Source organism: Bacillus cytotoxicus NVH 391-98, assembly GCF_000017425.1.
GTDB classification, from domain to species: domain Bacteria; phylum Bacillota; class Bacilli; order Bacillales; family Bacillaceae_G; genus Bacillus_A; species Bacillus_A cytotoxicus.
In genome coordinates this window covers 803,468-828,383 of the sequence record NC_009674.1, presented here as the reverse complement: position 1 = coordinate 828,383, position 24,916 = coordinate 803,468, and the positions used below count along the sequence as shown (strand labels likewise).

Below are 24,916 nucleotides of genomic sequence, written 5' to 3'. Positions count from 1 at the left end.
GGCAAATTTTGTATGTTTTCTTGTATAAAACGAATGATTGCGAAGAAAAATAATGGAGTTCAAAGAGATTCTTCACCTCTTCCCTTCTATTTACCATTAGAATGAAATAGTGTATTCTTAAGTTTGATGTACCAAAATCATATAGAAATTCATTCGCCTTACAATAGATGAAAGGCTGTTATGAGCAGCGGAAAATCACGCTGCAATAAAGGAATGAAGAAATGGAGGAAAACATGGTTAACAAGTTGAAACAAACGGATAACTACTTCCCACATTTCCTGTTACTATTCATTGTGTTTCAACCAATTTTAGATTTACTAACATCTTTTTCAATCTACATATTACACATGAGTGCGACAGTCGGAGTTGTAGTCCGTTTTGCTTTTATGCTTCTTGCACTAGGGTATCTTCTTTTTCATATAAAGAAGCCTGGAAATAGAAAGTATATTATTTATTTGATCTTACTTGGAATTGTTTTGGGAATTGGCCTAATCAACAATATGATCGTAAAATCACCTGTTTCATTTAGCGAAGAAGTGAAGTTCATTTTAAAGAGTGTATATCCATTTGTATTATTGTTTGGATATATTATCGTCTTTAAAGAATTAAAGGATCAAACAGATACATACAACAAACTGATTACCTATTTCTTATATACAACAATTATTTTAAGTATTGTCATGATTGTATCGATGGCAACGGGAACAGATTTCCCAAGCTATCCACATTCAAAGATTGGTTCAAGAGGATGGTTCTTTGCCGGAAATGACTTAAGTGCTATTTTCGCCATTATGTTCCCAATCGTTGTCCTTTACTCTATACATAAAACCACTTCATTTTCAAAAATATACTACTGGATTCCAACACTGTTAGCCATGTATGCAAGCATTATGGTTGGAACAAAAGTTGGTTATGGCGCAATTGTTGTTACATTAGGCATAGCCCTTTTCTTTTCATTTATTGAATATATGATGAACCGGAAAAAGGAAGGGAAGGGATTCCCTCAGCTCGTAAATACAATTGTTGCGCTCGTTGTACTAGCAGGATTAGGTGTGCTTACGCCGCTAACTCCAATCGCAAAAAATATGGGCATACATTTGCAAATATATGAATACAAAAAAGCGTTACGAGAAGAGCAGGAACGAAAAGAAGGAAAAGTAGTAAAAGAAGATCCGGACGAAGCGAAAAAACATGCGCAAGGTGAACTGACAGATTCTGAAGTAAAGAGCTTAATCTATAGCGACCGAGATAAATTCTTAAAGGTATACCAAAGATATTATAAAGAAGCACCCCTGTCACAGAAACTATTTGGTATGGGATACGCTGGAAACTATACAAAAAAAATCAAGTTAATCGAGATGGATTTTCACGATATATTCTTTGCTTTCGGAATCGTTGGCTTTCTCATTTACTTCATACCGCTTCTATACTTTGGAGTCCGATTACTAATCCGTTTCCTTGCAAACTTCAAACAAATGCTGACTGTAAAATATACGCTGCTTGCTAGCACCATTCTCTTATCGCTTGGCATCGGCTTTATGTCCGGTCACGTATTAACTGCACCATCTGTTAGCATTTTCTTTGTAGTCATTCTTGCATACTTAATTGTTGATTTACGAGCGGAATAATTTCTAATGTTCAATCAAAAAGCAGCATCCCTAGATGCTGCTTTTTACTGTTGTATAGATGCATAAATTCGATCTAACACTTCATCAATATTATCTTTTGTAATCACAATCCCAAAATCTTTTGGAATCGTATGATCTTCTTTATTGACAACTTTATGTGCAATCATTTTCCCCACTTCTGGCCGGAAATGATGTCCATCCATATAGTTGTCCAAGTTTGTTGTAACAGAGTTTATATACATAAAGTGTTGCACTTCTCCAAATACATCAACAACGTCATGAAGCCATCTTTTATACTCTTCCCATCTGCCAGACTGAATCATCGTCCGAAAAAGTGGCTCAGAAACAGGCGTTGTAAAAATATAAAACTTCGTATTTGGATTATGAGCTTTTACAGTACCTAATATTTCTTTCATATTTTGATATTCATAATTCCCACCATAGATTTCCCTACTAAATTTATCAACTTGTGCTTGAATTTGTGCATCTCTTTCTTCTTTCGTATACTCACGCATTTTCTTTATATTATCACGATTATATCGATCAATATCTGTACTCTGATGGATAGATGTCTTAATTGTCTGTAAAGAATAGGTAATCCCATCTGTACTCACATACGATTTAATTGGATATAACCAGCTCCGTGCCTGATCGATATACACGTTTGGCTTATCAAAACCAATCTCTCGGTTTCCATTCGTTCCAAGAAAATCTAAGCCAATCACAATAGATGATAATTCACTTCCCTTTTGTTCCTTTGCATATTCAATATATGCATCATATTCACGCGGATCCATACTACTAACCGCATAGTTAAATGCATGTAATCCAGTGAAATCATGCTGGTTAATAAATGTCGTTCGGCTGCTTCCCAATATAATACTATCGTAAGGAAACGGACGATATGATATGTAGTTTGTTTTTTGCTGTCTCTCATTAAATCCAAACTGAACATTATTCCACTTATTTTTATGAGGGAATATCCAAAGGGAATCAATATAGCTATTAAATATCCCTACCCCAATAAGCGGAATGAAAACAAATGCAGAAACGACAATAAGCCAATGTTTGTTTTTCATATTCCCCACCTAGAAATTAAAATATAAAAACTCACTAATACTTGTTAAATGTAGCACGCTATATACAAGCAATATTGCTGTAAATACTGCATTCCATATGTGAGGTCGAAACGTATCTCTTAACTGAATAGAATTCTTTAAGAAGAAACTAATACATAACGCACCCAAAATATAAACGACCATCGTCCGGTCTAATTGTGATACTTGATAACTTTCTGTAAACGAAATACTATACTGCGCCAAAAACTGCATTTTCTGCAATATAAATGCAGGAAACACACTGTTTGCTAGTTCAAATCCATTTAAGCCAATCATACCTTTTAATACTTTTATCGCATCATGCCACGATGTAGCACGGAAAAACACCCAAGTTATATTAATAAATAGGAATGTAATCAGCCAACCAGCCCACGGCGGCATACACCCGCCCATCTTTCTCCATAAACGATGAATCACTGAAGCAGCCCCGTGCAAAAATCCCCAGAAAATAAAGGTCCAACCAGCGCCGTGCCAAAGACCACTAATTAAAAAGACAATCATAATGTTTACATACGTTCGCGTTACGCCTTTACGATTCCCACCTAATGAAATATATACATATTTCGTTAAAAATTGACTGAGTGTCATATGCCAGCGATGCCAAAAATCCTGTATATTCACTGCTTTATACGGTGAATTGAAGTTTTGCGGCAATGTAATATTGAACAGTAAAGCGATTCCAATTGCCATATCGCTATACCCGCTAAAGTCAAAATACAGTTGAAATGTAAAAGCAAGTGACGATAGCCATGCTTCAACAAACGTTAAACTCGGTTGTACATCAAATCCTTCCCGAACAAGAGGTGATAGCACATCTGCAATCCCAACTTTTTTAAAAATCCCAATTGCAAATACGAATATCCCCAGCACAATGTACTTCGATTGCCAACGCTTCTTCTCACGATCCATAAATTGCGGCATAATTTGTGCATGATGCACAATTGGACCTGCAATCAATTGAGGGAAAAACGTAATAAACAACGCATAATCAAGAAAATGACATGCTTCTGTTTCTCCGTGATATGTATCTACTAAAAAAGCAATCTTTTGGAACGTATAAAAACTAATCGCAAGCGGTAATGTTAATGATAACAATGCAAAATGCGTTCCAAATAGTTCGTTTACATTTTCTAAAAAGAAATCATAATACTTAAAATAACTAAGCATTCCGATATTAAACAGTAAACCAACCGTTAACAGCACTTTACTTCTATGCTGCACAAGGTGCATCCCAATAAAATAGTTCACAATAAGCGATACTAACATAAGCGGCAAATACTTTACATTCCAATAACTATAGAAAAATAGCGATGCAAGCACAAGCCATACCTTTGCCAATGTCACATATCCAAATCTATTTAATAAAAAATATAAAAGAAACGCGATTGGTAAAAATAAAAAAATAAACTCAAATGAGTTAAATAACACACCATCTCTTCCCTTCTAAACGAATCACACTTTATCATCTTATCTTATCCAAATAGTGGGTGTCAAAGGGATTCCGCACATATAAAATATGACATATGAAGTGAAACTTATTTCATGATTCACCCTCCTCCCATTTTAATTGAATTATTAAAATGATAAAATATTAAAGGCACTTTTATGAGAAAAAATATATAATAGATATGTCGCTTTTTGGAAGATAAAATGAGTAATAATTCTTTCAATCTGTTCTAATAGAATGTATTTTATAAAAAGTGAGGAGAATAGCTTGGTATTTAGTAGTACTGTTTTCTTATTTATCTTTTTACCCTTAGTATTATTTTTCTATTTTATTGTGCGGGCTGCATTACGGAACTTCGTATTACTAGCATTTAGTTTACTCTTTTACGCATGGGGAGAACCACGTTTTGTTTTCTTAATGCTCTTCTCCATCCTATTAAACTACTGCTTCGGTTTACTCGTACATCGTTATGAGCAGCATAAAAATATGAAAATCACCTTTTTAATTATGGCGATTATCGGTAATATTTTACTTCTTGCTTATTTTAAGTATATTTCCTTCTTTGCTGACATTGTCAATCAAACATTGAACCTATCGATTCATATCGATCCTGTTCCATTACCAATTGGAATCTCATTCTATACGTTCCAAGCAATGTCTTATGTCATTGATATATACCGTAAAGATGGAAAGGTTCAAAAAAATCCGCTCGATTTAGCATTGTATATCTCGATTTTCCCGCAGCTCATTGCTGGGCCAATCGTTCGATACAATATCGTTGCGGAACAAATAAAATCGCGCATTCATTCTTTTGAAAAATTTACAGAAGGCATTCAAATCTTTATTCTTGGACTAGCAAAGAAAGTTTTAATCGCCAATCAAGTTGGATTTGTTGCTGATAAAATTTTTGCCCTTCCTCCTTCAGAAATAGGTGTCGGCACAGCATGGATTGGCATTATTGCCTATACACTACAAATTTATTTCGATTTTAGTGGATACTCTGATATGGCAATTGGACTTGGGAAAATGTTCGGATTTGATTTCCCTCGCAATTTCCATTACCCATACATTTCAAAATCTATTTCGGAATTTTGGAGAAGATGGCATATTACACTCGGTTCTTGGTTTCGCGATTATGTATATATCCCGCTCGGGGGAAATCGCGTCTCTAAACTAGCCAACTATCGAAATGTATGTATCGTTTGGGGGCTCACTGGTTTATGGCATGGTGCAAGTTGGACGTTCCTTGCTTGGGGATTATATTACGGATTGATTATTTCGATTGAAAAAGCAGGTCTTGAAAAACTGTTACAAAAACTATGGAAACCGCTGCAACATATGTATGTATTATTACTTGTTATGATTGGATGGGTCTTTTTTCGCGCTGACAATTTTGCGTACTCGTTCCAATACTTACAATCAATGATCGGTCTTCATCATCCACTAACAGATGATAACACGATGTTATACTTACATGAATATGGTCTTGTCTTTCTCATTGCCTTCATTGCAGCAACACCAATTTTAATGCGCATTCAAAACGTACTCGAACTTGCGCCAAAGACGTATGCATTTTCTATGCAAATTGCACGTCCAATTATATTACTCACATTATTTATGATTTCGATTATGTATCTCGTTAATTCGACATATAATCCATTTATTTATTTTAGGTTCTAACTTATAAAGGAAGGAAAAGTAATTATGAAAAAATTGGGGAACTTTGTTCTTTGTATCGGTTTTCTCACCATTATCCTTTCATTTGGAATTATATCATTGCTGAAAACAGATCGTGCGATTTCACCTGTTGAAAATCGTCAACTTGCTCAAAAACCTGTCCTGACAAAAGAATCGATTGTGTCGGGCAATTTCTTTAAAGATTTCGAAGCATATACAAACGATCAATTAGTGGGCCGAGATGAGCTCATAAAAACCTATACGCTTGCCCAGATCAAAATGGACAAGTCTCTCATTAACGATATCATTCTTACCGATGATAAATGGCTCTTAAAAAATCCGGCATGGACAACAAAATATAAAGAAATTGACAAGTCAATGCCAAGGATTCGAGAATTGTCTCAGTTTCTGAAAGAACAAAATATTGAGTTTTACTTTGCACTGCCGCCGTCTAAAACGAACGCCTTATCATTTAAATTACCTTCTCACATTCAAACATATGCAAAGGAAAATTTACAATACTTTTTAAATCAACTTCCAGCGGATGTAAAACCAATTAAAATTATGGAGCATTTTCAGAAACAATATACACAAAAAGAAATACAAGATATGTATTTTAAAACAGATCATCACTGGAATATGGATGGTGCCTTTCTAGGCTACCAATACATTATGAATACGATAAAACAAGAATCTTCTATATATATAGGAAAAGAAGTGAAGCGAGAAGATTACACGCGAGTATGTGCAAAAAACAAGCATCTCGTTGGTAGCTTTAATAACCAATTGTATCAGCTCATCGATGCAACAGGTGAAAAACTATGCTATTACACACCAAAGGGTGGCTTCCACTTCACAAGTGTTACGGTCAAAGATGCAAATGGCACAATTTATCATTCACTAGATGAACTATATGGTACAGAAAAACAAAAGGGCACAACATCATACGCAGGGTATTACACAAACGATTATCCGGAAATTATCTTTGAAAATCATGATGCACCAAACAATACCCGTATTTTAATTTTAAAAGACTCATTTGCAAATGCGATCATACCGCACTTCGCCCAAAACTTTAAACATACATCAATACTAGATTTACGTCACTATCACGAAAAAGATGTTTACCAATACATAAAAGACAACAATATTAATATGGTCTTGTTTGTATATAGTGACTCCAATTTAAGTGGTGAAATGTTTAAGTTTAAGCAATAATCATAAGATAAGCCCCTTTAGAAATCTCTAAAGGGGCTTATCTCATTAGAACAAAAACAATCCCCACGCCACTAGTAGCGCAGGGATTAGTAATCAATTAGATTTCTTCTTTAATTACGTTGATTGTTACAGCTTTTGTACCATACTCAGTAGTTGGTGCAACTCTATCTTTCAATACTTTAAAGATAACTGTACCTTTATCTCCAAATGCAGTTGTTACACCTTTGAAGACATCATTTTTCTTATCAGCAGTTTCATCAGCTAAGAAGTCGAATAGTTCATTTCCTTCTTTAGATACTGTATCATTTGATTTCACAGCTGTTACATAACCAAGCGCAACATCGTTACCATCAAATGTAGCATTGTCGTTGCGGTCAAGGTAAAGTTTACCTTGTTCTGGATTTGCTGCATCATCTACAATACGTACTTTATGTTCTGTGTTGATATTTAATTTGATGCCGTTTATAACATCATCTTTATCACTCTTCACAACGTCAAGTACTCTATGAATATCTACTTTACGATTTTCAAATTGTTCCACTTCTACATCTTTAAATTTAACAGATGTAATTTGAATATTTTCTTGTGTAACAGTAATTGTAGCGTGTCCAGCTGTAGCGCCATCTTTCGTTAAAATAACATCTGTAACACCTGCTTTTTTACCTGTTACTTTTAATGTTTTTCCATCAATTTTAGCTTCCGCAATTTCCTCATTACCTACTCTAAATTCGTAACCTTCTAAGCTTGCTGCATCTGCATATACACCTTCTGTAGTGTAGTTAGATAATTGATATGCAACTGTATTTCCTGCTGCAAGTGTAGTATCTGCTGCTTGATCTTTTTGACCTGCTTTAGAAACTAGCTCGAAACGTGGAGCGTCATGACCGATATTGCTCTTCGTAACTTCAACATGAAGTGAGCCGTAACCTTCGCCGCTTGCATTGTTATTTGGGTTTTGGAAGTGGATTGTACCTGCTCCCACTTTCGCACCTTTTACTAGAATAGAAGATGTGCCAATTGAACCTTCTTTTGTTGTAGTAACATCTAGAGCTTTTACAATACCTGTTTGCGGTAACACTTCTTTAATTGCGTCAGTGTTTGCACCAAATGGATCGCCATATTGGTCAGTTGTTACAAATGTTACTGGTAACTCTTTGCCTTCAACAACTTTTAATTGATCTGGATTTGCTTTTACAGTTGTAAGTTTACGTGCATCCGTTTTTACAACAAAGTTAAAGTCTTTTGTTACATCGCCCACTTTAACAGTAAGTGTTGCAGAACCAGCTGCTTCCGCTTTAATTTCACCGTTTTTCACGGAGATAACACCTGGATTAGATGATTTCAAGCTAATTGCATTAGGATCAACAACTTTGTTCTCTTTATTAATTTGAGCAACAACTTTATGGATACCTGCTTTTTCACCAGCAACTAATGTTTTACTATTTAAAGTAAAGTCTGTTCCATTTAGTACTTTAGCATAATTTACTTTTCCGTCTCTATTTGCATCTACTGCAAAGACAACATTTTTAATTGCTGTTGCTTCTGCATCAAGGTTTTTCACTTCGATAAAGCCAGTGTTTGTAATGGTAATGCCGCCGCGTTTTGTCACTTGTACTTCCACTTTATATTTACCTTCAGCGATACCTTCAGCTAGTTTACCAGTTGTTGACTCTGCAGAACCTCCTTCAAAGATTTCTGCCGGAGTACCATCTAAGTTATTCGCAACAAATTTCACATCGTAACCAGCTATATCTAAATATTCGATGTCAGCGTTGCCTTTTTCGTCATTCACTTTAAATACAACTGCTTGACCTGCACGATCGTCATCAAATGTAAGTGGTTCTACACGTAATTTTTTCACTTCATATACATATTTCGCATTGAATGAATCATCTTTTACTTTTACAGTAAGATCTTTATTTGGAGCAACTTTACCGCTAAGTGTTACAGTTGCTGTTTTTCCATCTTCACTTGCTTGAATTGCAATCGCTTTGTTTCCTTCAAGCGTTACATCTTCAGCAGCAAGCTTTTTCAATCCTGTACCAGTTAATGTTAACTCTGTTGGTCCAGAAACAGAAACGTTCGTTACTTTCGCTTCACTGTTATCTTCTTTTCCATATTTACTATGTGTTTGTGCAATAAATTGAGCTGCCTCTGCACGAGTTACAGATTTATCTGGCTCCCAAGCCTTACCTGTACCTACAGAAATGCCAAGGTTAACGAGGATATTTGCTTTTTCTTCGCCCCAATGTCCTCTTAAGTCATCAAATTTTGTCACTAATGTGCCGTTTACTTTATCTTTTAAGTTATATGCATTTACTAACATAGATGCGAAAGAAGCACGATCGATTTTACCTTCTGGATAGAAGTTATCTTTACCGTCACCGACGATAACACCTGCTTTTTCAACTGCCGCAATGTATTTTGCAGCCCATGTATTTTTAGCATCTTTGAAAGATGGCTGAGCATTTTCATCAATTGGTAATTCTAAAAGCTGTGCAAAGATCGTTGCTGCAGAAGCGCGGTCAATCGCTTCACTTGGACCATATGTGCCATCTGGTTTACCTTTGATAGCACCTTGATCTACTAAATAATAAATGGATTCTGCTGCCCAATGATCAGATGGAACATCTGGGAACGATTTATTTTCCGCTGCTACTGGAGATACAACTCCCGCCACCATTGCCGCTGTCATTGTACCTGCAATTACTTTCTTGTAAGAGTTATTCTTTGCCATTTCTCTCTTTTCCTCCTTTAGGACTATGTTACTAGTTTCATAATCATATGTAATTTGAAAACTAGTTACTTATAAACCTATTAATCGAAAAACTACATACAAACATACATACAAATTCCAAAGAGTTTCACATAATTATAGATAGTAGAAAAAATATTAGGTAAAATAATACATTTTTACTATCTTTTTGAAACAAGTTCATCATACTATATTCGGTTATTTTTTTTCAACAGTTTTATCAAAAGAAGATTCGACATTTTCCGATAATTCAACTTTTTATTGTGTTATCAAGATATAGTCAATAATAAAACCACTTCTACTATTCCATAGGATCAATTTTTCCATTTGTATATCAAATACACAAATGGAATTATATCACAAATAAACACATTATTATCCAAATATTTTTTTGCAGCATCTGTAATATTCAGACTTTTAATGACAATATACCTCGTTTTTCGACAATATCATTCATATTTCTAATCTATTTTTAGTAAGAAAATATTGGGATTTACAAAATCTTTACATATATTGCAAGAGGTTTTGATAGGGTGAGGATATATTTCTCAATAAAGATATATAGTAAAATTGAGAATTTTTTATTTTGTAAACCAAATAAAAAGCCTATGATACTCATAGACTTTTGTCTATTTTCTCATAGGCTTTTACTAATCATTTAATGTATCAAATGATTTTAAATTAGTTTTTTGGTGCTTCTTTAATAGATTACAGCTACTCTTACTGGTTTGTCAAATTCAACTTTTTGTGTTTTCTCACCTTTTTTAACAGTAAGTTCTTTAACAAAGACAGAAGTTGAACCTTTTTCACCAAATAAACCAGTTTCATCAGCTACAACATTTGTATCTGCAGAAACAAATTTCACATCAGTTACAGTTGCACTTGCTTCAGTTGCAGGTACGTTATCAACAGATAGAATGTTTGCAAGCTCAGCTTTTAAATCAGCTTTTGGAGCCACATCTTTAAGAGTTGTGCTTGTAAATTCTACTGCTAGTTTTTTAGCAGCTGGTGCTGTATCAACAACTTTAAATGAGTGAGTTGTGATTAACTTACCATCAGCTAATTTAACAGCTACTTTATAAGTTTCACCAGCTTTTGCAGCTGTACCAACAGTAATTACACGGTTATCTTGTACAGAAATTTGTGCACTAGTTGCAGGTACTTCTTTACCTTCTTTATCTGTTGTTGTTACTTCTAATTTAGCCTTTTCTGCACCATTTAGAACTAAACCATTTGCATCAACTGGAAGAATCGAAACAGTCATTTCATTTTTCTTGTGTTCATCAGTAACATATTTATCTAATTCGTTCTCTAAACCACGAACTTCAAATTTAGAGAATAAACCTGGGTCTTTTAACTCTAATGCTAATTTAGCTTTAACTTCTTTTTCACCAGAAATAGCTGTTAATTCTACTGTGTATTTACCAGCTTTTTGGCCGTTAGAATTTACTACTAATTCTTTGTTTTTATAATCAGCTTTTAATGCATGTTCTTTTAGTTCTTTGCCATCTTTATCGTAAACTTTTACTTCTACTTTATCAGCAACAAAGTCTTTGCCATATTGGTCTAATACCGGTGCTTCTACTTTGAAGTCTGTTACATCTTTTGTAGAAAGAGTTAAGTTTGTTTTTTCTAATTTAATTTCGTTCATTGCTTTTTTAGCAAAAGTTTCGATTTCAACTGTTTTTGTAGCAAGTTCTTTACCGTTTTCATCTTTAACAGTTACTTTTACTGGCGCTTTGCCTGCACTTAGTACTGTTACTTTACCTGTAGCTTTATCTACCACTGCTACTTCTGTATTTAATGATTCATATTCAACATTTCCAGTTGTTACCACATTAAATTGATCTTTCAATTCTACTTGAACGTAAGCATTGTCGCCTTCATAAACTTTATTATTTTGTTTGAAATCTTTAGAAGTAAAGTCAGCTTTATTTTGTTCTGTAACTGTCCAATTAGAGATTGAAGCTACTGTAGCACCTTCAGCAGAAACTTTTACAGTTTTACTTTCAGCTACTACTTTACCGCCTTTTTTGTATACTGCTTTTACAGTAGTTGAAGTACCTTTTGCTAAAGTAATCTCACCGTTTTTAATTGTTCCTTCAGCAGCTGGAGTTTCAAATTCAATACCAGTTGGTGAAACAATTTCAGTACCGTTTTCATCAGTAACTTTGTATTGTAATTTAGTTGCTTTTCCAGCTACAACTGTTTGATCAGCCATTTCAATTGTTTTTGGTTCTAAAGAGCCAACAGTTACTTCTGTTTTACCAACATTATTTACATCTACAGTGTAAGTTTGTTTAGCTTCTAGTTTACCGTATAATTCAACTGTAGCAGTTGTTTTATCTTCAGATAAAGTTACATCTTTAACTAATACTTTATCGTTGTTAGCTTTGTTTGCTACCTTCACATCTTCTTTAGTTAATTTTTCAACAGCTTTGTCGAATTTAACTTCTAATTTTTGAGATGTAGCTACTTTTGCAGAGTCAACTTTTGCTGCTGCACCGAACTTCTTATCAGTGTTTGCAATAAATTGAGCTGCTTCTGCACGAGTTACAGATTTGTTTGGCTCCCAAGCGCTACCTGTACCTACAGAGATTCCTAATTCAACTAGGATGTTCGCTTTCTTTTCACCCCAATGATTTTTTAAGTCATCGAATTTCGTTTTTAATTCTCCACTTACTTTAGAATCTAATTTGTAAGCTCCTACAAGCATAGCTGCCATTGAAGCACGATCGATTTTTCCATTTGGATCGAATGTGCCGTCACCTTTACCTGCAACTACACCAGCTTTTTCTACAGCTGCGATGAATTTTGAAGCCCAGTGATCTTGAGCATCTTTGAAAGATGGTTTTGCATTTTCTTCAATTTTTAAGTTTAAAATTTGAGCCATCATTGTAGCTGCTTCTGCACGAGTTACTGTGCGGTCAGGAGCAAATGTACCGTCATCGTTACCTTTGATAGCACCTTTTTCTACTAAGTAGTAAACTGAGTCTTTTGACCAGTGATTTTCTACGTCTGGGAATGTTTTACCTGCTGCTGCTACTGGAGAAACAACGCCTGCTACCATTGCAGCTGTCATTGTACCAGCGATTACTTTTTTGTAAGAGTTATTCTTTGCCATTTTATCTATTTCCTCCTTCAGGAATGTAATACTAGCTTCATAATGTATGTATAAAAATGTATTTTTTGATAAATTATGAAACTAGTAAATATAATGTGTTAAAAATTCATCTTAATAGAATGAAAAAATCATCCATAAAGTAGAACAATAAACATAATACACCATTTTTGGATATTTTTAAACATTTTTCAACAGTTAATTTCGACAAAAATGGTAACATTTCAATTTCTTAAATATGTAATTTTCTATTTCTACGGAAAAATAACTTCCAATAAAATCAAAAAAATACATATATATAAAGGATTTCATCTAAATTACATTCGTATTCTTTAGATATATCTATATTCAACTATAACAGGTACAATCGTCATATTTCAACATCTAATTGTTACTATTTTTCGACTTTATACGACAAAACAGACTTCTTTTCGCGAAAAGCATATAAATAAAAAAGATCAAGGTGTCACAATCACCTTGATCTTTTTTATTCACTCACATTATTGATATATTTTTTCATAATCTAGAAGCTAGATTATCATATTGATTCGTTCTCTCATTCTTATATATTTTTAGTGTTATTTATAAAAGAGGGAATGACTTCTAAATTTTCGATTTCACTTCTCTTTTTGCCCCTTCTCTTGTATGTAAATCATAAATAATGTGCTTGGAAGCTTTTGAAATTTGTTCACGTAATTCTTCCACGCGCTGACCTAGTGTCAACTGTACATTTTCTTTTTGTTGAAGTTGTTTCATCGCCATGCTATATAATGTTTCCGCTGTCCAATCTCCATCTACGTTGCCAATGATCGGCTGATTCACTTGTTGTAAAAAGGAATCAATCTTTGGATCGTATGAAATACCAATCATAGGTATATTTGCTACTGCAGCAAATATAAGCGCATGGAGTCTCATTCCAATTAACAGGGAACATTCTGATAAAATAGCAATTTTTTCGTGAATATCCATTTTATACGGGAGCATATGAGCTTCTTCCCCCATTAAATTAATAATATCACGAGATGCATTTTGATCGAACGGTCCATGCATCGGTACAAACAAAATATGATAGCCCTCTTGCTTAAACTTCTTTAACGTTTCGGCTAACTTTCTCATATAATCTTCTTTTGCATCCCAGTAACGAACACTCACTGCAATCACTTTCCCCTGAACAGATTGCTTTTGTAACCAGCCTGAATGTTGCTGCTCTGGCTGACAAGCTAATACGGGGTCAGGGACAAGTTCAATACCTTTCTTAATACCAATTTCTTTTAAATACAGAAAAGAGTCTTCATCACGCACTGAGATATATTCTGCTTTTGACACATGCCATTTTACTAATAATCGATTTTGCTTCTTTGTAATGGGACCAATTCCTTGTGCATAAATATAGTACGGTTTCTTCAAAAAACGAGCTAAGCGCATAATACCTGTATAATATAAGATGCTTTTAATACTCGTTTTATCTTGTAATAAGCTACCGCCTCCACTAATGAGACCATTACTTTGTTTTATCTCGCGATAAATCGCTTTTATATCCCAGCGATTTACTGCTTCTACACCGTACATTTTCCTTGTATAGTCAGGATCATTGGAAAGTACAACAAGTTGAAGAGTAGGATCCTCTTCATGTAATGCCTTAATAATTGACTGCAAAATCGCTTCGTCCCCAACATTATAAAAACCGTAATATCCTGATAAAACTAACCGCACTCTTAATCTCCTCCAACATTTCGCAATCAACTCTTTTTGTACTTAAACAAATGGCCATCAACTCCTTGATAAAAAAGGTTTGATAACATAAAACTAATAGCTTCCCTACTAAAGCTATTCATTGCTTTTATCTATTCCGCATCAGCGGATATGAATCTCTACAAATGAGAGTACTAAATGTTCTATTTCCTTAAAAAGGATATCTGTTCTTTCGATATCCAGTCAAGTTTTAATGCACATAAACCATATAATAGCGTTGCCAAACAAAATGCGATTCCGCTGTATAAAAGCGCAAAAAATCTTGAATCCGTTACAGGTATGGTAGTAGATACCTCATATAAACCAAATCCTAAAATACAGGATACACAAATGACAGCAAAAAATCTGCCTATATGAATGGAATACGCAAGATATTTACGAATATACATTTGATTTACAATACAAATCAATATATATATAAACAGCGTGCTATAAGCTGCTCCGCTTATACCAAACTCTCCCACAAGTACAATATTGAATATAATCTTTACGAAACTTGCACAAATCACAATCCATGCAGCTTTCATCGAATGATTAATGCCTTGCAAAATACCTATTGATAATACCATAAGTGAAGTAAAATACGAACTACCAATCACAACGGCTAACATACCGCTCCCTTTCGCATCTGTAAACAAACCTACATTTAAAGGTACTGTTAACGCAATGAGCCAAACTGTCATAGGCATTGTTAAAACATGGGCAAGTTCTGTTGTACGCTGCACTGTTACTCTCGCTAACTGGGTGTCGTGCTTCGTTAAAGCTGACGTTAATAATGGAATTAGCGGAAATACCATAGCACTCGCAAACACGACAATTAATTGCGTAAAAGCAAAGCCGCGACTATATATACCAAATTGCGCATGAATCGTTTCAGAGGATTCATGCAGTAAACTCGGAATGGTAATGGAGTCTATTAAATTTAAAATGGGCATAGATAACGCGCCAATTGCAATCGGAATCGAAATGTGCAATATTCTCTTTCCATCTCGTTTCAAGTCTTGAAATGTGTATGTTTTCGTCTTATAACGATATGGACTTTTACTATACTGGACACGCAAGTATAGCAGTGAGCTCATTACGCCAAGAACCGCGCCAATCATCGCCCCACCTGTTACGACATCGCTACTTTCATTCCAAACAACACATACATACGCAATTGTCAGCATAAAAAACACGCGAACAAACTGTTCAATCACTTGTGACACGCCAGTTGGAGCCATATCTCCAAACCCTTGAAAATACCCGCGATATACTGCCATATACGGCGCAACCAAAAGTGCAAATGAAGTGATAATAAGTGACAGTCTTGTCTCTTGCCCTCCAAGCATATTAGCAATTGTGCTAGATCCAAGTACAATAACAACGCAGCCAATTAATCCAAATATACTGCCTATAATAGAGGCAGAAGTAAATAATTTCGCTATCCTTTCTTGCTCATTCTTTTCATGAAGTTCTGCTATTAATTTAGATATCGCTACTGGAACCCCGGCAACCGATAAAGTTAAAGCTATCATATATACAGGAAAAACAAGGCGAAAAATACCTAATACCTCATCTCCTGCAATGTTTTGTAATGGGATTTGAAAAAAACTTCCCAACAGCTTCGATAGAAACGTTGTAATCGTTAAAATCGCAGCCCCTTTAACGAACTTTTTATTCATGTTCCTTCTCTTTTCTTTTCATATATTGAATGAATTTTGAATATTTTTATCGAAATATTCAAATAGATAAAGTGTATACACAATATATATAAATTCACTTTCCGAGCATATAAACCATAGCCATGAAACAAAAAGAAAATTTACATTCATTTTCTTTTTCATTTCATATAACATAGCTGATAAAAACACTGACCACTTCTATATATAGTAGGATGTTCTCTTTCGAAATGCTCTTCAAAATTCGTACAAGCACCACCTTATCTCATTAAGTTATCATACCAAATTTCTCATATATTGAATACTCTCTTTCTTTTTCTATCGAAAATAAAATGTATGAAATGTAAGTTTATTACCCATATTTTTCTTCTATTTACTCCTTCTACTTTTTCTAGAGAAACATGTGATATAATGAAGCTATTGTCAGTAAGAGGAGTGTTACAAAATGCTGAATTCGGTAAAAAAGCTGTTAGGAGATTCTCAGAAAAGAAAGTTAAAAAAGTATGAACAACTCGTAAATAAAATAAATCAATTAGAACCGGACATGGAACGTTTATCAGATGAAGAATTGCGTCAAAAAACAACGATATTTCAAAATATGCTCCAAAACGGAAAAACAATTGATAATATAAAAGTAGAGGCATTCGCGGTTGTACGTGAAGCCGCAAAGCGCGTACTTGGCTTGCGTCACTATGATGTTCAGTTAATTGGAGGACTTGTATTATTAGAAGGAAATATCGCTGAAATGCCAACTGGTGAAGGGAAAACGCTCGTTTCTTCTTTACCGACATATGTGCGTGCTCTAGAAGGCAAAGGGGTTCATGTTATTACAGTAAACGATTATTTAGCAAAACGGGATAAAGAGTTAATCGGACAAGTGCATGAGTTTCTTGGTTTACAAGTTGGGCTAAACATCCCACAAATTGATCCATCTGAAAAGAAACTTGCCTATCAAGCTGATATTACATATGGTATCGGAACAGAATTCGGATTTGACTATCTTCGTGATAATATGGCTCCTTCCTTAGCAGATCAAGTACAACGCCCGTACCATTTTGCGATTATTGATGAAATCGATAGTGTCTTAATTGATGAAGCTAAAACACCACTTATTATCGCTGGAAAAAAATCAAGTAGTTCTGAATTACACTATTTATGTGCAAAGGTTATTCAATCATTTAAAGATACTTTGCATTATACATACGATGCAGAAACAAAATCTTCTAGTTTCACAGAGGAAGGAATTTCGAAAATAGAAGATTTATTTGATATTGATAACTTATATGATCTTGAACATCAAACATTGTATCATTATATGATTCAAGCGCTACGTGCGCATGTAACCTTCCAACGAGATGTTGACTACATTGTCCATGATGATAAGATTATGCTCGTTGATATTTTTACAGGGCGCGTGATGGATGGACGCTCTTTAAGCGATGGATTACATCAAGCAATTGAAGCAAAAGAAGGCTTACAAATTACAGAGGAAAATCAAACCCAAGCATCGATTACAATTCAAAACTTCTTCCGTATGTATCCTACATTATCTGGAATGACTGGTACAGCGAAAACGGAAGAAAAAGAATTCAACCGTGTGTATAATATGGAAGTGATCCCGATTCCAACGAATCGTCCTGTTATTCGTGAAGATAAAAAAGATGTCGTATACGTAACCGCTGACGCTAAATATAAAGCTGTGCGTGAAGAAGTCATCAAACGTCATAAAACGGGACAACCTATTTTAATTGGGACAATGTCCATTTTGCAATCCGAAACGGTTGCTCGTTATTTAGATGAAGCTGGATTGTCCTACCAGTTATTAAATGCTAAAAGCGCTGAGCAAGAAGCGGACTTAATTGCAACAGCCGGTCAAAAAGGACAAATTACAATTGCGACAAATATGGCTGGACGCGGAACCGATATTTTGCTAGGTGAAGGTGTTCATGAGCTTGGGGGATTGCATGTAATCGGTACAGAGCGCCATGAATCTCGCCGCGTTGATAACCAATTAAAGGGACGCGCTGGTCGACAAGGTGACCCTGGAAGTTCTCAGTTCTTCCTTTCATTAGAAGATGATTTAATCCAGCGCTTTGCACATGAAGAAGTGGAAAAGTTAAAAAAATCACTACAAGCAGACAGTTCAGGTCTTATTCAATCAGCAAAAATTCATGACTTTGTTAACCGTACACAATTAATTTGTGAAGGTAGCCATTTCTCTATGCGTGAATATAACTTAAAATTAGATGATGTGATTAATGATCAACGAAATGTCATTTATAAACTTCGCAATCGTTTCTTAAATGAGGAAACAGATATGATAGAAACTTTCATTCCGATGATTGAACATGCAGTCGATGCCATTGCAAAACAACATCTTCTAGAAGGAATGCTTCCGGAAGAATGGGATTTCACAAAATTAATAGCTGCTTTACAGGAAGTTTTACCATCTGAATCGTTCCCAGAACTATCGGCTAATAATATCCATTCTCCTGAAGATTTACAGGCTGAATTAAAAGATACAATTGCTGATTATATTGAGCGCGTCAAAGAACTAGATAGCCATACAGACTTACAACAGTCATTACGCCAAGTTGGTCTTCACTTCCTAGATCAAAACTGGATTAACCACTTAGAAGCAATGAACCATTTAAAAGAAGGTATTGGACTAAGACACTATCAACAAGAAGACCCGACACGCCTTTATCAAAAAGAAGGGCTGGAAATTTTCTTATATACATATAGCACTTTCGAAAAAGATATGTGCCGATATGTCGCACGTCACTTAACAGTGCCACAAAACGTATAATGAGGTGAAGTTTTATGCTGTCATTTTTAAAAAGAGCAAAGAAAAAAGGGAAGGATTCCGCTGTTTCAAGTGATCAATTATTTGGTCAAAAAGAAGCAACTCCCCAAAATAAAACAGTGAAACCTGTTCTATATTTTCATCCTAGCTGGGGGGAAGTAGCTCAAGAACAAAAATATATTTATCAGTTCTTACATAAAGAGTTACCACGTTTACAAGAAAATCAAATTTCTTTATCTGGGATTGAAATTGAAAAGCGTGAGGGCTCCTATGCTGTAGCTGCTTTTATTCGCAGCAGCATTTCGAAGCCAATTTCTTTCGAAGAAGTAACGTTATTACTATTAAATAAAGAGGATGAGCTGTGCGCACGTAAAACATTTAACTTATCAGACATTGGCGATATTCCTGCCAATGTAAATATGCCTTGGGTTTTCACATTCGATGAAGAAACAATTACCGATGCAGAATTATCTCAAACAGATTGGCAATTAGCATTCGAATTAGAGGGCGAGCATCGCTTAGATTTAGATCCGACTTGGGAAACACAACTATCTCCACAAGGTAAGGAAGCTTTACGCAACTTTGTAGAAAGTTTAACACCTCCTCAAAATGGTGAGTTAAACTTCTTAGGTTTACAAGCTGCTCAAAAAGAAAATGGCGATTTACATGCGACTATTTTAATCCGTAATGGCTGCAAGCGTAATATTCAACTAAAGCAGCTTCCACTTCATATCGAAGATGCATCTGGCGAAATAGTTGTGAAAGGTGCTTTTACATTACCAAACCTTGAAATTAAAGCAAATTCAACAAAACCGTGGTCATTTATCTTCCCTGTTTCTTTCGTACTGAAAAAAGAGATGGACTTATCCACATGGAAAGCAATTGTACCACAAGATTAATAAAATAAGAGAAGGCAGAGTAAACATGTCTTCCCTTATTTATTTCTATCATTAAAAGAGCCTATACAAAAGAATGGAGTCCCTCATCCTTTTGTATAGGCTCTTTTTCTATGTAAAATCTATTTTGTTACAAGTAAACGGTCAATATGATACTGTGCTTCTAATTTACACATTTCATCCACATGTTTTACCTTATGTTTCTTTAATTGTTCTTTCTGTTCTTCCGTCGGCTCTTCATTAATTAGCTCATTTATTTTCTCGTTTACTCTCATTGCTAATGCTTGATGGAAATCTGGATGTTCTTTTAGTTCACGATCTACTTTATGAAGCCAAGTCGATCTTGTGTATAAGTATTGTTTCCACTGCTCAACAAACTGTTGCATATCAAATTTTTCCGCATTCCACTCAATGTCTTTCATATACTGTTCAAAAGAAGCAACAATTGAGCGCGTAATCCCAATTTTTACACCATGTGGTAACTGTTTGTACATCAAATATTCCCTCCAGCTTAACGCTCCTCCAAATAAAAGGAAGATTAAATTCATATATTCTTAATGATAGCATATTGCTAATACAAAATGTTACTATACTGTCTAAAATTTTAAATGTCAACTTTAATATAAAATACTAATATATCGATATTAAAACCTTACAAACATAGATTCATATAAACACTGTATGTAGAAAGATAAAAAACAACTTTGACCACTACATATAATGATCTCTTCCATCTTTAGAAAAAGAACGCGCTATGCTATAATGAACAAATTAAATCTTATACTATATACTTTGGAGGCTTTATGCTAACTTTTGAAGAGAAATTATCAATTATCGAGTCCTTCCCGCAACTAGAAAGAAAAAATGTATCGTTAAAGCGCGTTAACTTTCACTTTGAAGAAAGTCGTTTAGATAAAAAGAACGTTGTCTATCATTTACACCCAAATGGAAATGGTTTCGTATATGCAAGTGGAATTAGCGGTTATAAAACAGATGATAAAGGCATGGTAAATATCCGCGATTTTTCAGCAGATGAACTGCGAACACTCATTCAAAAAGCAATTGAGCGGCTATCACATACCCCAGAAGAAATCGTGGTACAAGCTGCACCGGTAACAGAAGAGGAATGGCGGAATGAAGATGGTCATACGCTTACACTCATTCACGAAGACGATATGTGGAACGTGTACGCCAGCTTAAACTTAGATGGTACATTTAATTCCTATCCAGAAGCAGCGGAATACCTAGATGAAGAAGGCTTTTCACGTAAATAAGAATGAAACAGGAGCCCTTTGACTCCTGTTTTTCTTCTATTTCTTCGCACCTTTTAACGACTCACGGAGTATAAATTTTTGAAGCTTTCCGCTTGCATTTCGCGGAAGTTCATCGACAAATATATAATGGCGTGGACGCTTATAATCAGCCAATTGGTCGCTTTCTTTACAAAATTTTTCTAAATCAGCTGCTGTTACATACTCATCTTTTTTCACGATTACTGCAACAACACGTTCCCCCCACAATTCATCTGGTTCACCAAGAACAGCAACATCCAATACACCTGGATGACTATGAAGGAAATCTTCAATTTCACGCGGATAAATATTCACTCCACCGCTAATTACCATATCGTCTACACGATCAGCCACATATAAATAACCATCTCTATCTAAATATCCCAAATCACCTGAATGGTACCACCCCTTGTACAATGCTTTTGCTGTCGCCTCATCATGATTATGATAGCCCGCCATCATACATGGCCCACGCAAAATAATCTCCCCTACTTCATAAGGAAGTAATACATCATCTGGTTCAGATGGTCCCTCCTCATTCGGCTTCACAATGCGAATTTCATGACTAAAGCAAAGCGTCCCCGCAGAACCAGCTTTCGTAATTTGATCTTCTTCTACTAAAAAAGCAACGACTGGTCCCATTTCTGTCATACCATAAATTTGGACAAGATCAATAAAAAGACGCTCCTTGCATTCTTTCACAAGTGCCGGTGCCATTGCCGCGCCGCCATATATCCCAACCTTCATCGATTGTAATTCATACTGTGACAAATCCTCTTGTAACATCATATTCCACATCGTTGGCGCGGCAAAGAATGTTGTAATTTTTTCCGTTTCTATCGAATGTAATACTGTCTTTGTATCGAAGTGGTGTAAAATAACATTTTTTCCGCCGACTTGAATACGCGGCAAAATGCCAGCATTTAATTCTCCGCAGTGATAAAGCGGCGCTACCGAAAGCCCGATACTATCTCTGTTATACTTTAAGAAATATGTACAAATCATACTATGCTCTGCAATTTCACGATGACGATGTAACACGCCTTTAGGATGACCTGTTGTACCACTTGTATATAGCATAGAACAAAAGTCTATTTCTTCTACTACTATATCGACTTCTGTTGATGGTGCAGCCTGTACTTTTTCATGATATGACTCAGCATAATTCGGTTTGTCATCTTCTATATACCAAAAAGAACTGTTTGGGAAATCTTTTTCAATAGCGGCAACTGTTTGTTCAACAGCTTTTTCAAATACAACAACTTTTGAGGATGCATCTTGAAGAATATAAGCGACTTCTTTTGCTTTTAAGCGGAAATTAATTGGATTAAAGATTGCGCCGATTTTAGAACAAGCTAGGTAAACGTTTACAAATTCATGACAATTATATAAATAAACCGATACAGTATCCCCTTTTTTCACCCCTTCAGCTAATAAAGCATGCGCCGTTTTATTTACTTGTTCATCCCATTCTGTATATGTCCAGCGAATATTTCTTGCCGGTTCTACCAATGCTTCTTTATTTGGATACTTACCAACTGTTAAATCAAAAATTCTCCCAATCGTCATATACATGCCAAAATATGCCCCCTTTATACTTTCATAAATTTATCATTTCGTGTATAGATAGACATTTCCTTCACATTTTTACTTTCTTTTTCTGATGTTTCTCGACATGATCACCACTCGGGCTGTTATTGCCCTAAAATAGCGAAATAAAACATACATCATCACAGAAGCGGTCTCGATATATGAAATTATATCGGCGCAAGTAGCACTTTTATCGGCGATTGAGCACGAAATATCAGCGCAAAATGAAAAATATCGGCGATTCGACACGAAATATCGATCAGACGACAAAATTCGCCACCTCATCACTACCAAAAAAAGAGCCTATCCAAAAGGACAGACTTATTTTCGTTTAACAAAATAGTTCTTCTAAAATCTTTAGCTTATCTTCTGTATATTTTACATAGCCATCATTGTATGACTTTGGATCTTTCGGATTGGCAAAATACGTAATGGCTCCTGTTTTCGGATGAACAAATTTACTTGATGCACCGCAACCAAGACCAATAATAGACTGCACTTCTTCCATAATTACAATATTATAGAGGCTCTCTTGCGTTGGCATCGCATACCCTACATTCTCTAAGTTGCCTAAAATATTTTTTTGACGATATAAGTAGTATGGTACGTAATTATGTTTTTTCGTCCACTCTTCTGCTTCATGCATCATCGCAGTAATTTCTTCGCGACCAGCAACTTTATATTTGCGCTTATTTTGCGTCATTTCAGAAGCACGTTTAAATGATAGTGTGTGCACAGTTAATGATTCTGGCATTAACTTTTCCGTTTCAGCTAACGTATGCTGAAAGATTTCTAACCCTTCACCTGGAAGACCAATAATTAAGTCCATATTAATATTGTTCATTCCCATTTTACGTGCTAAATGATACTTCTCAATTGTCTCTTCTACTGTATGATGGCGCCCAATCGCCTTTAACGTTTCTTGATGGTACGACTGCGGATTAATGCTAATACGGTCAATATTCCATTTATTTAATACTTCTAGTTTTTCTGGTGTAATGGTATCTGGACGCCCTGCCTCAACCGTTACTTCACGCACATTTTCCACATTTGGAAAGGATTCATACATTTGTTCATACAACATATCCATCTCTTCTGCTGTAATACTTGTCGGTGTACCACCGCCGTAATAAATCGTCGTAACTTTAATTCCCTTTTCCTTTAAGAACGCACCAATTTCACGAATTTCATAATGCAAACCGCCTAAGAATGAATCAACAGAGCCTTGGCGCCCGTTAATCGCATAAGCCGGGAACGTACAATACGCACATTTCGTTGGACAAAACGGAATACCGATATAAATACTTACTTCTTCCTTTAAGCGATATAAATCAGGAATAACTGATAATTGACAATCGACGATGCGCTGCAATAATTTAATCTTTTCTTCATCAATTAAATAACTATCACGAAGTTCTTTATGCGCCTCTTCTTTTGACATACCACTTTGTAGCATTTTATGAAGAAGTTTTGTTGGACGTACCCCTGTTAAAATTCCCCAGCTCTGTTTTATTCCAGTTAGTTGCTGTAAAACTGAAAGATACACATAGGAAACAACATGCTTCACTTGTTTCATACGTTCTTTTTCTACTCCATAAGAAGATAAATCTTTAGAAAATGTTTGCTTATATACATTTCCTGTCACAACGTCTGTTAAACAGGCAGAAGCCATTACATTTCCTTCAATTTGTATATCAACAATAAGATTTGCCCCTTCTTTCTCAAACCCTATCGTACTCTCCTCAAAAAACAAGCCACTAATATGTTGTAGCGGACGTAAAAAACGATCATCTTGTAACGTTTTAATTGAAATTAACAACCCTTATCACCTTTTCATTTGTAAACTCTCTTTAGTTTACTTGAAGGGCGTTTTTAGGTCAATATAGAAGATTTTACTACTTTTTTATGTAAACCATGTATTGCATCCCCTCTTTTTCTCTTCCCATTAAATCACC

15 protein-coding genes are annotated in these 24,916 nt (G+C 35.2%); 6 read left to right on the top strand and 9 right to left on the bottom strand.

Annotated elements, in window-relative coordinates; translation table 11 throughout:
* Nucleotides 1-233: 233 nt before the first annotated feature.
* On the top strand, nucleotides 234-1,628 hold the full coding sequence (locus BCER98_RS04075; protein ID WP_011983821.1) for an O-antigen ligase family protein: 1,395 nt from the start codon (nucleotides 234-236) through the stop codon (nucleotides 1,626-1,628).
* Between the two features lie 44 nt (nucleotides 1,629-1,672).
* On the opposite strand, the gene BCER98_RS04070 is transcribed toward BCER98_RS04075, so the two are convergent.
* Nucleotides 1,673-2,707: a BTB/POZ domain-containing protein gene (locus BCER98_RS04070; protein WP_011983820.1), complete on the bottom strand. Its 1,035-nt coding sequence runs from the start codon at nucleotides 2,705-2,707 to the stop codon at nucleotides 1,673-1,675.
* A 9-nt stretch (nucleotides 2,708-2,716) separates the two neighbouring features.
* Nucleotides 2,717-4,174: an MBOAT family O-acyltransferase gene (locus tag BCER98_RS04065; protein WP_011983819.1), complete on the bottom strand. Its 1,458-nt coding sequence runs from the start codon at nucleotides 4,172-4,174 to the stop codon at nucleotides 2,717-2,719.
* Nucleotides 4,175-4,460: 286 nt separating this feature from the next.
* Here BCER98_RS04065 and BCER98_RS04060 point away from each other — a divergent pair, with 286 nt between their 5' ends.
* Both BCER98_RS04060 and patB1 read left to right on the top strand, forming a co-directional pair.
* On the top strand, nucleotides 4,461-5,873 hold the full coding sequence (locus BCER98_RS04060; RefSeq protein WP_011983818.1) for an MBOAT family O-acyltransferase: 1,413 nt from the start codon (nucleotides 4,461-4,463) through the stop codon (nucleotides 5,871-5,873).
* A gap of 24 nt (nucleotides 5,874-5,897) precedes the next feature.
* Nucleotides 5,898-7,088 carry a secondary cell wall polysaccharide O-acetyltransferase PatB1 gene (gene patB1, locus BCER98_RS04055; RefSeq protein ID WP_011983817.1) on the top strand — a complete coding sequence of 397 codons (1,191 nt, stop codon included), beginning with the start codon at nucleotides 5,898-5,900 and terminating at the stop codon, nucleotides 7,086-7,088.
* A gap of 97 nt (nucleotides 7,089-7,185) precedes the next feature.
* Here patB1 and BCER98_RS04050 read toward each other — a convergent pair whose 3' ends face one another.
* The 4 genes from BCER98_RS04050 to BCER98_RS04035 form a co-directional block, all read right to left on the bottom strand.
* Nucleotides 7,186-9,825, bottom strand: a complete 2,640-nt coding sequence (locus BCER98_RS04050; protein WP_011983816.1) for an S-layer homology domain-containing protein — start codon at nucleotides 9,823-9,825, stop codon at nucleotides 7,186-7,188.
* Nucleotides 9,826-10,543: 718 nt separating this feature from the next.
* A complete protein-coding gene (locus BCER98_RS04045) occupies nucleotides 10,544-12,967 on the bottom strand; it encodes an S-layer homology domain-containing protein (RefSeq protein ID WP_011983815.1) in 2,424 nt (807 codons plus the stop codon).
* A gap of 600 nt (nucleotides 12,968-13,567) precedes the next feature.
* Entirely contained in the window at nucleotides 13,568-14,677 is a 1,110-nt protein-coding gene (csaB, locus tag BCER98_RS04040; protein WP_011983814.1) for a polysaccharide pyruvyl transferase CsaB, read from the bottom strand.
* Between the two features lie 182 nt (nucleotides 14,678-14,859).
* Nucleotides 14,860-16,380 (bottom strand): putative polysaccharide biosynthesis protein, encoded by a 1,521-nt coding sequence (locus BCER98_RS04035; protein ID WP_011983813.1) that lies wholly within the window; start codon nucleotides 16,378-16,380, stop codon nucleotides 14,860-14,862.
* Nucleotides 16,381-16,822: 442 nt separating this feature from the next.
* Between BCER98_RS04035 and secA2 the strand changes: the two genes are divergently transcribed.
* The gene (gene secA2 / locus BCER98_RS04030) at nucleotides 16,823-19,186 is read left to right on the top strand and encodes an accessory Sec system translocase SecA2 (RefSeq protein WP_011983812.1); all 2,364 of its coding nucleotides are present in this window, start codon (nucleotides 16,823-16,825) and stop codon (nucleotides 19,184-19,186) included.
* A 14-nt stretch (nucleotides 19,187-19,200) separates the two neighbouring features.
* The gene (locus tag BCER98_RS04025) at nucleotides 19,201-20,082 is read left to right on the top strand and encodes an accessory Sec system S-layer assembly protein (RefSeq protein WP_011983811.1); all 882 of its coding nucleotides are present in this window, start codon (nucleotides 19,201-19,203) and stop codon (nucleotides 20,080-20,082) included.
* A gap of 119 nt (nucleotides 20,083-20,201) precedes the next feature.
* Here the strand turns inward: BCER98_RS04025 and BCER98_RS04020 are convergent, their stop codons facing one another.
* Complete coding sequence (locus BCER98_RS04020) at nucleotides 20,202-20,573, bottom strand: hypothetical protein (RefSeq protein WP_011983810.1); 372 nt, start codon at nucleotides 20,571-20,573, stop codon at nucleotides 20,202-20,204.
* 309 nt (nucleotides 20,574-20,882) lie between these two features.
* Here BCER98_RS04020 and BCER98_RS04015 point away from each other — a divergent pair, with 309 nt between their 5' ends.
* The gene (locus tag BCER98_RS04015) at nucleotides 20,883-21,353 is read left to right on the top strand and encodes a hypothetical protein (RefSeq protein ID WP_011983809.1); all 471 of its coding nucleotides are present in this window, start codon (nucleotides 20,883-20,885) and stop codon (nucleotides 21,351-21,353) included.
* Nucleotides 21,354-21,389: 36 nt separating this feature from the next.
* Here the strand turns inward: BCER98_RS04015 and BCER98_RS04010 are convergent, their stop codons facing one another.
* Nucleotides 21,390-22,946, bottom strand: a complete 1,557-nt coding sequence (locus BCER98_RS04010; protein ID WP_011983808.1) for a fatty acid--CoA ligase — start codon at nucleotides 22,944-22,946, stop codon at nucleotides 21,390-21,392.
* A gap of 346 nt (nucleotides 22,947-23,292) precedes the next feature.
* Nucleotides 23,293-24,780: a coproporphyrinogen III oxidase gene (locus tag BCER98_RS04005; protein ID WP_011983807.1), complete on the bottom strand. Its 1,488-nt coding sequence runs from the start codon at nucleotides 24,778-24,780 to the stop codon at nucleotides 23,293-23,295.
* Nucleotides 24,781-24,916: the final 136 nt, after the last annotated feature.

Coding starts and splice junctions, on each gene's coding strand:
- BCER98_RS04020 (WP_011983810.1), bottom strand. CDS start 20,573: ATGTACAAACAGTTACCACATGGTGTAAAAATTGGGATTACGCGCTCA.
- BCER98_RS04010 (WP_011983808.1), bottom strand. CDS start 22,946: ATGTATATGACGATTGGGAGAATTTTTGATTTAACAGTTGGTAAGTAT.
- BCER98_RS04035 (WP_011983813.1), bottom strand. CDS start 16,380: ATGAATAAAAAGTTCGTTAAAGGGGCTGCGATTTTAACGATTACAACG.
- BCER98_RS04070 (WP_011983820.1), bottom strand. CDS start 2,707: ATGAAAAACAAACATTGGCTTATTGTCGTTTCTGCATTTGTTTTCATT.
- BCER98_RS04050 (WP_011983816.1), bottom strand. CDS start 9,825: ATGGCAAAGAATAACTCTTACAAGAAAGTAATTGCAGGTACAATGACA.
- secA2 (WP_011983812.1), top strand. CDS start 16,823: ATGCTGAATTCGGTAAAAAAGCTGTTAGGAGATTCTCAGAAAAGAAAG.
- patB1 (WP_011983817.1), top strand. CDS start 5,898: ATGAAAAAATTGGGGAACTTTGTTCTTTGTATCGGTTTTCTCACCATT.
- BCER98_RS04075 (WP_011983821.1), top strand. CDS start 234: ATGGTTAACAAGTTGAAACAAACGGATAACTACTTCCCACATTTCCTG.
- BCER98_RS04015 (WP_011983809.1), top strand. CDS start 20,883: ATGCTAACTTTTGAAGAGAAATTATCAATTATCGAGTCCTTCCCGCAA.
- BCER98_RS04045 (WP_011983815.1), bottom strand. CDS start 12,967: ATGGCAAAGAATAACTCTTACAAAAAAGTAATCGCTGGTACAATGACA.
- BCER98_RS04025 (WP_011983811.1), top strand. CDS start 19,201: ATGCTGTCATTTTTAAAAAGAGCAAAGAAAAAAGGGAAGGATTCCGCT.